The following is a 13656-nucleotide window of genomic DNA, read 5'->3' as shown; positions in this document are numbered from 1 at the left end:
ACGGCTGTCGGCCCCATGGCGGCCTTGCGTTACGGGTTGGACAGAACTCACAATTGGGTGCGGTCGCCCTGAATCCATCTGGGCAGTAACCACTGAGAGCAAGTGGCCGACCGTCGCTGAGCTGGAGGTCGGAGCGGGGCCGCAGCGGTGACCCGGACGGTCGGTCTCACCCGATCCGCTCGAGGAGCAGCTATGAACTCTGCGCGCTCGCCGCACGCGGTGGACGTCATCACCGCGATGGATGACCTACGTGTCGATCTGGCTCGACGCCATCGGGCTACCGCCAGTGCAGCAGGGGCCATCGACTCGGCGGTCGTCGATGCAGACCTGGACGCGCTTGATCGTGACGGGTACATCGTCTTGGATAACTTGATCACTCCCGACGAGTGCCAGCGCGTACGTGCGGCGATTGTGCCTCTGCTCGGCCAGACCGGCCGTAATACGTTCGAAGGCGTGCGGACCGAGCGGGTATACAGCGTGCTCGAGAAGACTCGCGCATGCGACAGGTTGGTCGACCATCCTCGGGTGCTGGCTCTGCTCGATCGGCTGTTCCTGCCGAATTATTTACTCTCACAACTGCAAGTGATCAATATCCTCCCCGGTGAACAGCCTCAACTGCTGCACCATGACGATGGTTTCTATCCGATCCCGAGACCGCGCCCGGCGCTGAGCGCCGCGACGATGTGGGCGATCGATTCGTTCACCGATACCAATGGCGGCACGGTCTTACTGCCCGGCAGCCATCGCTGGGAATCAGAACGTCGACCAACCGAATCCGATGCCCGGGTAGTCACGCAGATGCCTCCTGGGTCGTGCGCATTCTATCTCGGCACGCTATGGCACGGTGGTGGCGCAAATCGAGCGACCGCTTCGCGTCTTGGTGTGACTGTGCAGTATTGCGAGCCCTGGCTGCGACCCCAGGAAGCGTACACGTTGGCCACCAGTCGGCACACCGCGCGGACAGTCTCGGAAGACATCCGCCGGATGTTGGGCTACAGCATCCATCCGCCGTTCATGGGTGCCGTTGATGGCATGCATCCCAAGCGGCTTCTCGAAACCTTTGATTCGGCCGCCCCTATGAGTTATGGGTGACGTTCCGCGATATATCGCAAGGAATACTTCGCGGTGAAGCCAGAGAACGCGGTCGACAGGTCCTCGGAATTATGAAGTGGTGGGGTGGCTGCCACGCGAGTCGGTCACCCGAGAGGTGGCGGTGGATCGGCCACTTTCCGAAGCACGATTCGATACAACACGAGGTGTTCCTCGTCGAATTGCCGGATGGATGCCTCCAGGTAGCGTTCATAGGCATCGGCGACGTGGGCGCCGGCAATCCGCTCTGCATCGGACCGATGCGACCTGAGGTGGCGCAGCCATTCCGCGCAGGTTGTCGAATAGTCACGGCGGTCGTTGACCAGCGAACGGATTTCGAAGAGTTTTTCCGCGGCGTGGGCAAGTTCCGCGAGCCGCGGTGGATCCGATTCCGGGAAGATATCGTTCGCAAGGAACTGCACATCTGTGATCGCGTCGTGGTCGAGTCGCCGATTGCCTTTGCCGATCGTTTGGACTATGAGCCCCCCGCCGGGGTGGAGCATGCGGTGACAGTGGGCAAAGAATGCCCGATAGGCCGCCGTACGTTCCTGCCGAGATAATCCGAATCGCACGAAATGTTCGAGCGCGCCGATACAGAAGATGGCGTCGTACCGGTGATCGGGGCGGTGCGCATTCCAGTGTTCCAGACGTACGTCGATCCGGTCTGCGGCGTGGGTGCGGACGTAGTCGTATTGGTCTCGGCTGAGGGTGAGGCCGGTGATGCGGGCCCGTTCGTGCCTGTTGGCTATTCCCCGCATAAGACTTCCCCAGCCACACCCGATGTCGAGCACCCGTTCAGCGCCGGTGATGTGGGCCTTGGCTATGAGGTAGTCGAGTTTTCGCTGTTGAGCGCGGTCGAGGTCGTCGCCGTCGGCCCACAACGCGCACGAGTAGGTCAGGCTGGTGTCCAACCACAGCCGGTAGAATTCGGTTCCGATGTCGTAGTGATGCCGGACCGCATCCGACGACGCACCCTGGTATTCACCGATCTCCGAGGTCATCACGAATCTCCACAGTTTCTCGTTCTACCCCGATATTTATGTTCGGGTATGTATCAGTGCCGTGCTGTACCTGGCCGGTGATTGATGTCGTCGACTGCGATCGACCGAGCTGCCGTACCAGCGCAATGACATCCGCCACGAGTTACTCAACGGTGCGCGGCGGAATTCCCTTAGGGTCGAAGAACATCGGTCGACATCCCGAACCGTGCAGCATCCCGAAAACAAAGTCCCGCCTACTCTACGGGTACAACCTGATCAGGGGCACAACAGGAGGACCCGAATCCGCCAACGAGTACCTCAGCGCAATGCCTTCCAAGGCAATCGATCTCATACCCGACCCCGCAGCCTGTCCGCGCCCCCGGGGGCGGAGAGTGAGAGAAATAAGCTCGAAACGTTGTCATTCTACGACCAGGATGTCTTTCTCGTCCAGATGGAAGAACCGTTGCAATCGCACTGCAGCAGCATCCGAACCGACCGTTCCGAGCTGCGGACGCTCGGCTGGGTCAAAGCCCTGTTCACCGCGCATTGACTCGCGCGCCTCGGACACCACCACGAAGTTCGCATCCAGGGACAAGTTCACAATCCTTGGCAGACTGTCTTTTCCTGTCGCCCGGCGGTCCGCTGAGCGGTTGTCCTCACCCATCGCTATCGCCGGTTCACTGACGTCGATCCCCTCGTAGGTGATGGCATCGATCAGGATGGTGCCGCAACGGTTTCGGCGGCGCAGTGCCGAATCGACCACACTCAACCCCTGCGACACCGGGCGTGGCGTGCGGGAATTCACAGCAGCACACGCACTGCGGTGTGGCGGGCCAGCCGCACCGCAAGCCGCGACTGCAGCCGTGCTGCCGCCCGCCCGGCCGTTCCCCCACAATCCGGTCGAGCGCGCCTCCGTCGCCTGTCTCAGCCACGTCCTCGACGGCTGTGGGTTCGGGCCACGCATGATCCGCAGCACCCGCTTGATCGATATGGTCAACACAATTGACCCCAAGCTCGTGGCCGCCGCCTTCGGCATGACCCGAGGCAACGATCATCTACCTCGCCGATTACGTAGACCTCACTCGACCGCCGAACCTGTGAATTTCGGGTTGTGCCGGTGGCCAGTTGGAACTCCCCACGGCGGCCATTCGACCGGAGATCGATCGGGCGGGTTGTTGGTGGCTACGGGTCGGGGACCGGCCACCCAACCACCAAACGTCTGCCTACCGGCCATCCGCGTGCCGATACCTTGTATACACGTCCCGGTGAGCGCCGAATGCGACCACCCGTCAACCCGGTCGATCTCGCGGTTCTTCGATCTTGATTCCTGCGCTGACTCTTCCGCGCTCCATTGGGCGGCGGCGCGGACCCTGATGTGGGTGCGGTCGTTCTCGTCGTACCGAGGTCAACGGAATTTTCCGGGTGGGTATCGGTCAGCCACCGCGCCCGCGCTGGCCGGCCAGTCGCAGTACTGGCCATTCCGGTTCCAATTCAGGCCGTCCGGACACTTGTAAACGGTCGGGACGTTGTTCGAGCACTGAACGTACTTCGTCACGTCCCCGGGAAAAGGGAAGAGCCCGTTGGGCTGGGGACAGCTGAAGGCCGCGACGTCGAGTCCGGTGCCCTCCGCGAGGGCAGAGGGCGCGGCGGCAAGCGTCAGGCCGGAACCGAGCAGCGCGACGGCGGGCAAAGCGAGAATGCAGTCGAGTCGCACGGTCGTCTCCTTCGGTTGAGGCGTCAGGGCCGCTCGCATCATGGCATGGGCTGGAGTGGACGCGCGCCTAGACGCGCCGATCTCGTCACGATCTCGGCAGGCATCGCCGAAAGCACGCCAGAACCCGCAGCGAATACTGGGCACGAGTACACACCCACCATCTCTGCAACCCGAACATGAAGGACGCCATCATCCCGTCGACTCGCCACTTCACAATGAGAAACGTTGACCACCAACGACTCCGCCACAACCGGCGAACCCCAGGCCGAACCCCGCTCAGCCTCGCCACATCAGACGACAAGCGACAGCAAACGTCCATGAGCCGCATCCTTGCGACGACGTGTTGCGCGCGGTAGACACCGAAGTCCACTTGACACAGCAGACCTGACACGCCTACCGGAGCGGCTCCACAATGTCACTGTCGGGATGACCGTCCGCAGCGGACCGGATCCACCCGCACCGCGGCGCGCGGCTAGGGCACCAGGAGATACCACTCCGCGAACGAGCCCTGGATCGGCCAGGTGTCCGACATGATCTTCGCCGGACCCGTCCCCACCCACAGGTCCACGGTCACGGTCTCGCCTGGCGCCGCATCGGTGTGCACATACACATCTTGGGCCCGCGCACCCGCTGAGCCCACCCATCCCAGCATCACGTGATTGCCGCACGGCCCGCGCTGATAACCCAGTGGTGTCACGTGCGCCAACACGTGGCCGGGTAGGTGCGGCGCGGCCTCCAGCACCACGCCGATCGCCCCAGCACAGAAATTCGCATCACCGAAGGTGTAGAGCGTGGTGCCCAACGGAGCCCATTGCGGTAGCGGATCCGCCTGTGCCGGCGTCGCCTGGATTCCGCACACCAACGCACCGATCCCTACCGACGCCACAACCCCCGCCGCCATTCGCCGCACTGTCATCAGTCGATGTCCTTCCCGCGTAACGACACTCGCGGCCGTAATACCCGCTCCAGCAATACACCCGAACGGACCTCCACGACATCGCAGCGGCGTGTAGCGGGAGTCGTTCCGTCGGTTAGCGTATCGAACCAGCCCGGCCGCGGGGGACGTTCCGACGTTCTCGCAGCCGTCCAGAAGCGCGGCAATCGTCTCGCCGAGATCCCTTGGCCGGTGTCAGTTCTGCCCGATGCTGGTGTAATGGTCGCGCCGATCGGTCATCCCGCTGCCTATGTCCAAGCAGCCTTGACCAACCCTCGAAATGCCCGCCCGCGTTGGCGTGCAACGTCCTTTCGTTCGAGGCGAAGGCGTCGAACAACGCGAGACCGGATCGGCGGTCGACATGCTCGTCATCGCATTGGAGCAGGAATTCGACCGGGACGGTGATTTGTGCCGCCGCCTCGGTCACGGATTCGTGCCCGAGACAACCGGAGACCGCCGCCGTAATCCGGGGTTCGACCGCCGTCAACGGCACCCCGATCCCGGTGCCCTGCATGATGCCCCAGAAGCCGATCGGCCCTTCGGCACCGATCCGCGGCAGTTCCTGCAGGGCATCCAGGGTTACCTGCCATTCCGGCACGGCACGTTCGGCCAGGTAAGTGTGCAAATCTACGACGATCGGGGCGATCAGCTCGCCCGCCGTAGGACGGCGATGCGCTGCTCGTCCTCCGCCGTTCGGGGCCGGTCGCCGTGTCCGGCGGCGACGTTGAAACCGCAGCCGGTCACGAAGCGGTGTGCACGGCCCAGGATTCCCGGTGCTCTCTTGTGTTGGCCACCACTGTGCGCCAGCGTGGGCTCGGCAGCGGTCGCCAGCGGCAGGTTCCGTGCGTTGCTGACGTGAACTATGTCGGTGTGTTCGAGGAATGTGCGAACTAGCGCCTCGTTCGATGGTGTTGCCGCCAGAACCGCGTCGGCCCATGCGTCTACTGACTGAATGCCGATGTCGCTGGGCGGCAAGGCTTCCCGTGCGATCCGGATAAACCAGAGTGCGCGGTTGGTGTCGGGTCGCCAGATGTGGCCGAGAGTGCTGACCGGGCCGGCGGGGCCCATCTCGGCGAAAAAGTGCAGTACCGAGTCATCGGTATCCAGTTCGAGGGGCTCGGTGGTCATCCCGTAGAGGACGATCTCGCCGCCGTATTCCGGGGATCGGTTGGGCTCGATGCGTGATCGGACGACTGAGTCGATTCCGTCTGCTGCGATGATCAGATCGTCTGCGATCGTGGTGGTTTCGCCATTGCGGTGCACAGTCCAGGTCCGGCTATCGACAGTCGTGACGTCGGTGATCGGTCTCTCGTAGTGCAGTTCGGCGCCCGAGTTGGCGGCGAATGCCGTGAGGATCTCCATCAGGTCGCGGCGAAGCCAAAACCGATGGCCGCTGCTCGGCATCTGACCCGTACGTCCCACACTGTTGGCGTAGCTCAGTCCGGTGAGGGGGTGTGAGGCGTCGTGGAGGTCACGTTCAGCGACACCCAGAGCGGTGAGACCCGCGTGGCCGCGTCCGTCCAGAATCAGGAGCGCACCACCACTGCCGGGGCCCTTCGGTTGTTGCTCGTAGAGCGAAACGCGGCCGCTCGTGTCGCGGCTCGCGAGGGCGCCAGCCAGAACGGTACCAGCGATACCTCCGCCGATGATGGTCACCATGTATGCTCCATGATCTTTCAGGGGGCGAACGTGACGAGCTGGTCACGGCCGCTGGCGAACCGCCCGGCACTCCCTGAGGACCGCGAACGATTTCACCCAAGGCGCGCTGGCCATAGGTATCGCCGCCAGCACCGCTAGTGTCCACTCCTGCGGGTGCCTCGATCGTACCCACCGCGCGGCGAACGTCGCCGGGTGTCAGGATGGACCGGCTCTCGTGTCGCTGTGAACGATCAGCCGTCCGAACCCGTATCGTCGCCACCGTGCGCAAGAGACGCGTCACTTGCTCATTCTGCGCTGGGTACGCCACTGAAAACCGCACTGTAGGCGGACCGTCCGCAGTCGGAATCACGAGCTGCCTCGCCGGTCCGAAGCTGATGGCGCTGTCTGGACGTCATGACGTCCGCTTGGCTTCCACGATTCGAACACCCACTAGTCACGGTAGCGGTGCACCTTGCGCCGACCCGATGCCGTCGAACGCCGAAGGGACGAGATCCGAATGAGCACACGCGATACCACTACCTTGCTGGCGCAGCTGCGCGCCGTCCTCGATCTGACCAACACCGAAATCCAGATCGCCGAGACCCGGATCGCGCAGGCCCGGACCGAGGCGGTGCGCCGCGAGTTGTCCGCGAACGCCGACAACGCCCGCGCCCGCGCCGAAGCCGTCGAGGCCGCCATCCGCGAACTCGGCGGCGTCCCGGAGCTGATCGGCCCCTTCCTCGGACGGGCCGCCGCCGTGGTCAAGGCGATGGTCGAACAGGCCCAACCGTTCGACGAAGCCCTGCTCGGCGACCTCACCCTCGAACACCAGCTTCTCGACCGCGCCCGCTACATCAAGGCCCTCGCGACCACTACCCGGCAAACCGATGTCGTGACATTGGCGGAGCGGTTGATCACCGCGCACTCGGCGACCGTGGACTGGCTGACCACCGTCTTGGCCGAGGACGCCCTCGGCGGGCCGGCCGCGCTGCGACGCACCCCATTCCAGGCAGCCACCGGGACCGCGGTGAAGCTGGTCAACATCCCGGTCACCTGGTCCGCCCGCGGCCTCGACCGGGCGCTGGACACCGTCCGCGCCACCCCACCCGCGCTCGGCGAGCTGCTCGCCCAAGGCGCGCACGCGGGCGGTGTCGCCGTCAGAACCCTCACCGCCTCCCGCGACGCCGCCCTCGAGACGGCCGAGCAGGTCACCCGCCGCGAAGGCGCCGACACCGCCGCCGACGCCTTGCATTCGATCCGCACCGCCACCGGCGTCCTCGAACCCGGCGAGCTGCCCATCGACGACTACGACGACCTGAACGTCACCCAAGCCGTCGCCGTGGTCAAGGAACTGACCGAACCCGCCGACATACGAGCGATCGTCGCGTACGAGGAAGCGAACAAGAACCGCCACGGCGTCGTCTCGGCCGCCCAGACCCGGCTCGCGGCGATAGCGCAAGAAGTCACCGGCCTCAGCTGACTCCCTGCCCTGACCGCCGTACGCGCTCGTAGAAATTGACGGGCCGGACCGCTGGTGCCCGTTCTCGGTGTAGGCGAGCCGACCCACCAGAACTGACCGCAACTGCGTTCGGCAATCGGCCTCGTCCAATTCGGCCAATGTCCTCAGCTGCGACATCGTGGTACCCCATTCCTCGTCTGACCGGGCTGCCGCACGACCACGGTGCGGTGCATGTTTTCACTGTGCAATCCGAACTACGCTGGATGCGAGAGGCGAAAGCCCCTGGACCGGCGGGTACTGCGCCAGCCATTGGCTGGGGCAGGGGCGAGCAGGTGCGCGGATAGCGCGACGAGTTCGAACCAGGACCTCCGGGCCGCCCGGCGGTCGATGCGGACAGTACGCATCACAGTTCTCCTGTTCGACGAAGCGCAAGAAGGGGACTCGGGTCAGGACGCCGCGGCCGGTCTGGGTGTCGTATCCGCACCGGCGTCGGCCGGTTCCTTGGTATCGCGGGGGATGGCGAGGTAGGACAGTGCCAGACCGAGCAGGCTCAGCACTGCCCCGGCCAGGCCGGTCCAGCGCAGTCCGCCCGCGGCCACGATCGCGCCGCCGAGCACCGATCCCGTGGCCGCGCCCAGGTTGAAGGCGCCCACGTTGACCGACACGGCCAGCGTCGGCGCAGACCCGGCGTGCTCGAGGATCAGGCTCTGCAACGGTGCGATCGTCGCCGTCGCCAACAACCCCAGCGTCAGCACAGCGAGCACTGCCGAGGGCTTCCACACGAGCATGAACGGGAACAGCGCCAGCACACCGGCCAATCCGCCGAACACCCCGCGCACCGTCGTGCTCAATGACAGATCCGTCAGCCGACCCGCGGCGAGGTTGCCTGCGAAGCTGCCCGCCCCGTAGGCCAGCAACAGCACCGACACCACTGGGGCCGCGAATCCGGTGACCTGCGTCAGCAGCGACGCGATGTAGGTGAAAACGGTTGCCACACCGGCGAAACCGACCGCGGTCGTGGCGATCGACACCAGCACCGGGCGCCGTGTCACCACCCGCAACTCCTCCTGGATGCTCGGCCGCTCGGCCGACTGCTTGGGCAACGCCGCCGCCAGCAGCACGGTCCCGACCAGCGCCAGCACCGTCAGCACCACGAATGGCACCCGCCATCCCGCGCGTTCACCCAGCAACGCACCCAACGGAACACCCAGCAATGTAGCTACGGTGAACCCCGAGGCCACCGCCGCGATCGCTGTGCCCACTTTCTCCGCCGCCACCACCTGAGTCGCGGTCACCAGCGCCAAGGCCAGGAACGCGGCATGACTCAGCGACGACACCACACGTCCGGCCAGCAACAGCTCGAACGACGGCGCCCACGCGCTCAGCGCGCTCCCGGCAGCGAACAACAGCATCAACCCCAACGCCACCCCCTTGCGCGACAACCGGGCCGTCGCGATCGTCACCAACGGCCCGCCGATCACCACCCCCAGCGCATACGCGGTCACCGTCTGTCCCGCTGTCCCGACCGAAACCCCCAGATCCGCGCCCACCTGAGGCAACAAGCCGGCGATCAAATATTCCGAGGTGCCGACCACGAACACGCTGGCGCACAACGCCGCCAGTATCGCGAAACTCTTTCTCATGGCCTGGACGGTAGACTCTGACATCGATGTCAGAGTCAATCCAGGATGAGTGAGGTCACATGCGTATCGGGGAGCTGTCCCGCCGTACCGGTGTCCACGAGCGGCTATTGCGCTACTACGAACAGCAAGGGCTGCTCCAGCCGACCCGCCGTCCCAGCGGCTATCGCGAATACACCGACAGCGACCTCGATACCGTCCGCCGCATCCGTAGCCTGCTCGCTGCAGGACTGAACACCGCGACCATCGCCACCGTGCTGCCATGCCTGCGCGACGACGACCAACGCCTCGTCCCGATCTGCTCGGACCTGGTCACCGAACTCTGCCGAGAACGCGATCGCATCACCACGGCCATCACCGCACTGCGATCCTCACGCGTCATGCTCGACGCCGTCATCACTGCCGCCCCGGACGATGTCGCCGCCCGAGCCCGAGCCAACCTCGCAGCCACGTGACACTCCCCCCTCGCCGGGGCCACACTGATGCGGGGAAATCCACTGTCCGCCAGTGTGCTAGATCCCGCGTCCCGATCGGGGAGATTCTCGTGCCCACTGGCAATAGTCGAGATGTCGGCCGTGAGGAAGGCGGTCAGCTCCGCGAAGAAGCGTTGCGACTGTTCGGCATCGGTCCCGGCACCCGCACCAGCCAGCGGCGCTGACACGCTGCAGCGGATTCGGCATTGTGCGTCCCGGATCGGAGGTCAGGAGTCGGTCCCGGCCGGTGTCCGGACGACTATTTCGCCACCCAGTTCGTAGCCGCCGGACAGCTGTAGCCCATCTCCGCTCCAGAATCGCCCGGGGTCATACCAGTTGGGGCTACGGTGCTGCGGCAGCAGTCCCATCGCCTGGTATGTCACAGCCACGATCTCCGCGCAATACGCGCTCTCCAACTCTCGGGAAGCTGCCTGCTGCGACTTGCGGCGCGGGAGGCGCGCCCGGCCGCGTAGCCAGCGCCCGGCGAGACCGGCGGTAGACGGGAACGGGGTTCCGTCGAGCCGGGCGATGGTGCGCAGCAGGCTGTCTTCCATCTCTTGGGTGACCGGACTGTTCAACTGGCGCAACCAGGCCTGCTGACCGTAGCGGTGTGCCCACACCAGCACAGCATCGCGCAGATTGTGCAACTGGACGCCACGGTGCGCGACTCCGGACCACATATCGGGCAGAGACCGGCCGAGCTCCGCATGCCAGATCAACGCGGGCAAATCATCGATCACGACCGACATCCCGACATGGTTCACCGGACTGTTCGTCGTCATCCGGATCGCCCGGTCGGCTACCGAATGACCACGGAACAGCCAAATATCGCCAGTTCTGGTGAGCTCGAGCGCTCGGTCCAGACTGATGCCCGCACCCGTCATGGCCGTAGCCTATGCGGTATGAGGTGGTGGAAGGCAGTGGGATTGGCGGGCGCGGCCGGTGTGGTCGCCACCGGTGTGGTGATCGTGCGCGCCGAGCGCCGCCGCCGTGCCTACACCCCAGACCAGGTCCGCGAACAGCTACACCTGCGGTTTGCCCGAGCGACGTCGGACCAGGCCGCTGCCGAAAGCGCCGCTCCGGCACCGCGGGACGCCTCTGGTATGCGCGGGCGGATCCGACGTTTGCTTCGGCGCTGACCACAGCCGGGGCCGCGATGGTCGACGAATGGGTAAAGCTTCACGGGGTGGCGGGCAAGATCGGGGGGACGTATTCGAAGGTCATTCCGAGCAACCACACGAGAAGCAGCACCACCGGCAGGTGGAACATGAACTGCAGGAACGTGAAACCGACGAGGTCGCGCGCCCGCAGTTTGAGTACTGCCAGCAGCGGCAGCATGAAGAACGGATTGATGAGGTTGGGTAGTGCCTCGGCCACGTTGTATATCTGGACGGTCCAGCCCAGGTTCATGTGGACATCGGTCGCCGCCTGCATGACATAAGGGGCTTCGACCAGCCACTTTCCGCCGCCGGAGGGGACGAAGACGCCTAGCACCACCGTGTAGATGGCAATGACGATGGCGAAGGTTCCACCGCCGCCGATGCTCGTGAAGAACTCCGCGAGGTGCTCAGAGACGGTAAGACCGCCCCTGCCCTTCGCTTTGGTGAGGATCGCGGCCATGGCGGCGTACAAGGGGAACTGTACGAGAATGCCGGCCGTGGCGGGTACAGCGAGAGAGACTCCTTGCAAGAACTTACGTGGCGTCCCGTGGAGCACCAAGCCGAGCATGAGGAAAATGAGCAGGTAACCGTTCAGGCTGCTGACAACGGTGAGTACTGGTTTGGTGACGAGCTGGGAGATCACCCAGGCTGCCGTCATCAGACCGGCCAGGACTGGCAGGGTACGGCTGTATTCGAGCCATTCCCCCGGCCGGGAGCGCGGCGCGACTTCCGCGGGCTGGTCGTCCAGATCGACGTCCAGTTCCTGGGCGGTCTTGATGGCTGCGCCCTTCGGCGCCGAGAAGTGAGCGACCACCACGGTCAGCGCCATGATGATGGCGCACATGAGCAGGGACTGCCACGTGAAGATCGTGTGTCCGAAGTCGAGGACACCGGTGATCCTCAGCAGTGCCGGAGGCAACGAGGTGGCGGTGGCCTGTAGCTGCGCGGCCGAGGAGGATATTCCCAGCGCCCACACGGCGCCCAACCCCATGAACGCCGCCGCGCCGAGCGCGCGATAGTCCACGCGTAAATCGGTCCGACGGGCGATCGCCCGGGCCAGCAGACCACCGAAAACCAAACTGAGTCCCCAGTTGAGAAATGATACCGACATGGCTAGGAACGCAACGACACTCACTGCGCTGCTAGCGGTTCGCGGCACGGTGGCCAGCCGCTCGATCACACGGGCGACAGGTGGGGACGTGGCGACGACATATCCGGTGAGAACCACCATGGCCATCTGAAGAGTGAAAGCGGTCAGATCCCAGAAGCCATCGCCGAACGCGTTTGCGACTGTTTGCGGCGACGAGCCGTTGGCCAGCGCGGCGGCGGCCACAATGAATACGCCGGCGAGTGCGACAACGTAGGCGTCCGGGAACCACTTCTCCGTCCACCTGGCGAGCGACTGCGCAACCCGCGCGAGGCCCTTTTCGGAGCCGGCTTCTTCTATCGTGGACGTCATCCAGTTGTTCCTCTTCTTTCCACACGCTACCCGTATGCATGTGACGCACCGCACATAGGCTCGGTTGGTCAGTATTGGCGTCCACTTGTGCGCAGGCAATAGGGAAATGCGCAGGTATCGTCTGCAAAAGTGCAGAAACTGTCGGAGGTCTGGCACTCCACACTGAAATTCCCGCCCGGACCGGCGACATCCCACCCACTTGATCGCCGTCGAGATCGACACCCGGATCGAACAATCCCGGCCGGTGACGCCCAGCTCGACCTGGATCCGCCGGACATGCGCAGCCAGTGCGAAATAGACCCCCTCTGGCAGTTCCCTGACCGCCTTGTCGATACGATCAGCGTTCGCCCAGCCATATCCCCGCAACCTCTGCCGCAACCAGTCGGCACGTGGGGTCCAGTGACGAGGTGATCTCCTGCCTGGTTTGCGCGAGCCGGTAGGAGTCGGTGCCGGTTTCGATGATGGTGCCATGGAAGGTGAGACGGTCGACGATCGCGGCGCACAGCCTGGGGTCGGTGAAGGTTTTTGTCCAGCCGGAGAAGCTCTCGTTGGAGCCGATCGCGATGGACGCCTTCTCCTCCCTCTCGGTGAGAACCTGGAACAACAGTTCGGCACCGCGCCGATCGATTTCCATGTAGCCCAGTCCGTCGATGAGGAGCAGGTCGACTCGGCCGTAGCGGGCGATGGTGCGGTTCAGTTGCATGTTCGGTTCGGGCGGGCGTCGATCGACCGGGCAGGAACGACGAACCGCATCCCGTCCACGCTGGCCACCAACCCACCGCCCCACAGCTGCGCCAGCGGCACGTTCTCTTGGGCGTTGACCAGCACTGTGTTGGCCGCGGCCATGGTGTCGGCCCGGATGTAGTGCTGGTCGACGTGGCGCAGCCGATCGCGAGTCAGCGCGTCCGCGCCGGGCGAAACGACCGGTGCCAGACCGACGTTCATCACCTGTGAACACAGCACAGCCGCGACCGAGACACCGAGGTCGGCGACGTGGGCGCTGGTGCCGGCGACGTGAGTGAACGATTCACCGAACTCCGGATGCCACGACATCACATCCAACACCAGTTCCGGCAGATCCACCCGCGGAATCATCGCTGCCGCCCGGCG

Annotated in this window: 14 protein-coding genes and 1 pseudogene; 4 read left to right on the top strand and 11 right to left on the bottom strand. The window is 64.7% G+C overall.

Annotated elements, in window-relative coordinates; all coding sequences use genetic code 11:
- The first annotated feature begins 192 nt into the window (after window positions 1–192).
- Window positions 193–1092: a phytanoyl-CoA dioxygenase family protein gene (locus tag OHB12_RS02970; RefSeq protein ID WP_327115903.1), complete on the top strand. Its 900-nt coding sequence runs from the start codon at window positions 193–195 to the stop codon at window positions 1090–1092.
- A 104-nt stretch (window positions 1093–1196) separates the two neighbouring features.
- Here OHB12_RS02970 and OHB12_RS02965 read toward each other — a convergent pair whose 3' ends face one another.
- The 6 genes from OHB12_RS02965 to OHB12_RS02940 form a co-directional block, all read right to left on the bottom strand.
- Complete coding sequence (locus tag OHB12_RS02965; RefSeq protein ID WP_327115902.1) at window positions 1197–2090, bottom strand: class I SAM-dependent methyltransferase; 894 nt, start codon at window positions 2088–2090, stop codon at window positions 1197–1199.
- Window positions 2091–2487: 397 nt separating this feature from the next.
- Window positions 2488–2832 (bottom strand): hypothetical protein, encoded by a 345-nt coding sequence (locus OHB12_RS02960; RefSeq protein ID WP_327115901.1) that lies wholly within the window; start codon window positions 2830–2832, stop codon window positions 2488–2490.
- 642 nt (window positions 2833–3474) lie between these two features.
- On the bottom strand, window positions 3475–3783 hold the full coding sequence (locus tag OHB12_RS02955; protein WP_327115899.1) for a carbohydrate-binding module family 14 protein: 309 nt from the start codon (window positions 3781–3783) through the stop codon (window positions 3475–3477).
- A 472-nt stretch (window positions 3784–4255) separates the two neighbouring features.
- Window positions 4256–4699 carry a hypothetical protein gene (locus OHB12_RS02950; RefSeq protein ID WP_327115897.1) on the bottom strand — a complete coding sequence of 148 codons (444 nt, stop codon included), beginning with the start codon at window positions 4697–4699 and terminating at the stop codon, window positions 4256–4258.
- Between the two features lie 115 nt (window positions 4700–4814).
- The gene (locus OHB12_RS02945) at window positions 4815–5342 is read right to left on the bottom strand and encodes a hypothetical protein (RefSeq protein WP_327115895.1); all 528 of its coding nucleotides are present in this window, start codon (window positions 5340–5342) and stop codon (window positions 4815–4817) included.
- Between the two features lie 20 nt (window positions 5343–5362).
- The gene (locus OHB12_RS02940; protein ID WP_327115893.1) at window positions 5363–6376 is read right to left on the bottom strand and encodes an FAD-dependent oxidoreductase; all 1014 of its coding nucleotides are present in this window, start codon (window positions 6374–6376) and stop codon (window positions 5363–5365) included.
- Window positions 6377–6872: 496 nt separating this feature from the next.
- Here OHB12_RS02940 and OHB12_RS02935 point away from each other — a divergent pair, with 496 nt between their 5' ends.
- Window positions 6873–7835: a ferritin-like domain-containing protein gene (locus tag OHB12_RS02935; RefSeq protein WP_327115890.1), complete on the top strand. Its 963-nt coding sequence runs from the start codon at window positions 6873–6875 to the stop codon at window positions 7833–7835.
- Between the two features lie 425 nt (window positions 7836–8260).
- Here the strand turns inward: OHB12_RS02935 and OHB12_RS02930 are convergent, their stop codons facing one another.
- Window positions 8261–9457, bottom strand: a complete 1197-nt coding sequence (locus OHB12_RS02930; RefSeq protein ID WP_327115889.1) for an MFS transporter — start codon at window positions 9455–9457, stop codon at window positions 8261–8263.
- Between the two features lie 59 nt (window positions 9458–9516).
- On the opposite strand from OHB12_RS02930, the gene OHB12_RS02925 reads away from it, so the two are divergent.
- Window positions 9517–9909 carry a MerR family transcriptional regulator gene (locus tag OHB12_RS02925; RefSeq protein ID WP_327115887.1) on the top strand — a complete coding sequence of 131 codons (393 nt, stop codon included), beginning with the start codon at window positions 9517–9519 and terminating at the stop codon, window positions 9907–9909.
- A 245-nt stretch (window positions 9910–10154) separates the two neighbouring features.
- Here OHB12_RS02925 and OHB12_RS02920 read toward each other — a convergent pair whose 3' ends face one another.
- Window positions 10155–10811: a hypothetical protein gene (locus OHB12_RS02920; RefSeq protein ID WP_327115885.1), complete on the bottom strand. Its 657-nt coding sequence runs from the start codon at window positions 10809–10811 to the stop codon at window positions 10155–10157.
- Between the two features lie 18 nt (window positions 10812–10829).
- Between OHB12_RS02920 and OHB12_RS02915 the strand changes: the two genes are divergently transcribed.
- Complete coding sequence (locus tag OHB12_RS02915) at window positions 10830–11066, top strand: hypothetical protein (protein WP_327115883.1); 237 nt, start codon at window positions 10830–10832, stop codon at window positions 11064–11066.
- Between the two features lie 40 nt (window positions 11067–11106).
- Here the strand turns inward: OHB12_RS02915 and OHB12_RS02910 are convergent, their stop codons facing one another.
- The 3 genes and pseudogenes from OHB12_RS02910 to OHB12_RS02900 form a co-directional block, all read right to left on the bottom strand.
- The gene (locus OHB12_RS02910) at window positions 11107–12546 is read right to left on the bottom strand and encodes a short-chain fatty acid transporter (RefSeq protein ID WP_327115881.1); all 1440 of its coding nucleotides are present in this window, start codon (window positions 12544–12546) and stop codon (window positions 11107–11109) included.
- 337 nt (window positions 12547–12883) lie between these two features.
- A pseudogene (locus OHB12_RS02905) lies at window positions 12884–13246 on the bottom strand (ATP-binding protein); the annotation flags it as partial.
- Window positions 13240–13641 carry a Tn3 family transposase gene (locus OHB12_RS02900; protein WP_327120853.1) on the bottom strand — a complete coding sequence of 134 codons (402 nt, stop codon included), beginning with the start codon at window positions 13639–13641 and terminating at the stop codon, window positions 13240–13242. The pseudogene OHB12_RS02905 and the gene OHB12_RS02900, both read right to left, overlap by 7 nt.
- Window positions 13642–13656 lie beyond the last annotated feature (15 nt).

The sequence above is a fragment of the Nocardia sp. NBC_01730 genome (assembly GCF_035920445.1).
Taxonomy (GTDB): Bacteria; Actinomycetota; Actinomycetes; order Mycobacteriales; family Mycobacteriaceae; genus Nocardia.
Note: the sequence above shows the minus strand (reverse complement) of the source record. Positions and strands in the feature narration are given on the sequence as shown.

What these genes read in the sequence shown, in the direction of transcription:
- OHB12_RS02900 (WP_327120853.1), bottom strand. Translation starts at nt 13,641, where the DNA reads ATGATTCCGCGGGTGGATCTGCCGGAACTGGTGTTGGATGTGATGTCG.
- OHB12_RS02925 (WP_327115887.1), top strand. Translation starts at nt 9,517, where the DNA reads ATGCGTATCGGGGAGCTGTCCCGCCGTACCGGTGTCCACGAGCGGCTA.
- OHB12_RS02970 (WP_327115903.1), top strand. Translation starts at nt 193, where the DNA reads ATGAACTCTGCGCGCTCGCCGCACGCGGTGGACGTCATCACCGCGATG.
- OHB12_RS02930 (WP_327115889.1), bottom strand. Translation starts at nt 9,457, where the DNA reads ATGAGAAAGAGTTTCGCGATACTGGCGGCGTTGTGCGCCAGCGTGTTC.
- OHB12_RS02950 (WP_327115897.1), bottom strand. Translation starts at nt 4,699, where the DNA reads ATGACAGTGCGGCGAATGGCGGCGGGGGTTGTGGCGTCGGTAGGGATC.
- OHB12_RS02915 (WP_327115883.1), top strand. Translation starts at nt 10,830, where the DNA reads ATGAGGTGGTGGAAGGCAGTGGGATTGGCGGGCGCGGCCGGTGTGGTC.
- OHB12_RS02940 (WP_327115893.1), bottom strand. Translation starts at nt 6,376, where the DNA reads ATGGTGACCATCATCGGCGGAGGTATCGCTGGTACCGTTCTGGCTGGC.
- OHB12_RS02910 (WP_327115881.1), bottom strand. Translation starts at nt 12,546, where the DNA reads ATGACGTCCACGATAGAAGAAGCCGGCTCCGAAAAGGGCCTCGCGCGG.
- OHB12_RS02965 (WP_327115902.1), bottom strand. Translation starts at nt 2,090, where the DNA reads ATGACCTCGGAGATCGGTGAATACCAGGGTGCGTCGTCGGATGCGGTC.
- OHB12_RS02935 (WP_327115890.1), top strand. Translation starts at nt 6,873, where the DNA reads ATGAGCACACGCGATACCACTACCTTGCTGGCGCAGCTGCGCGCCGTC.
- OHB12_RS02920 (WP_327115885.1), bottom strand. Translation starts at nt 10,811, where the DNA reads ATGACGGGTGCGGGCATCAGTCTGGACCGAGCGCTCGAGCTCACCAGA.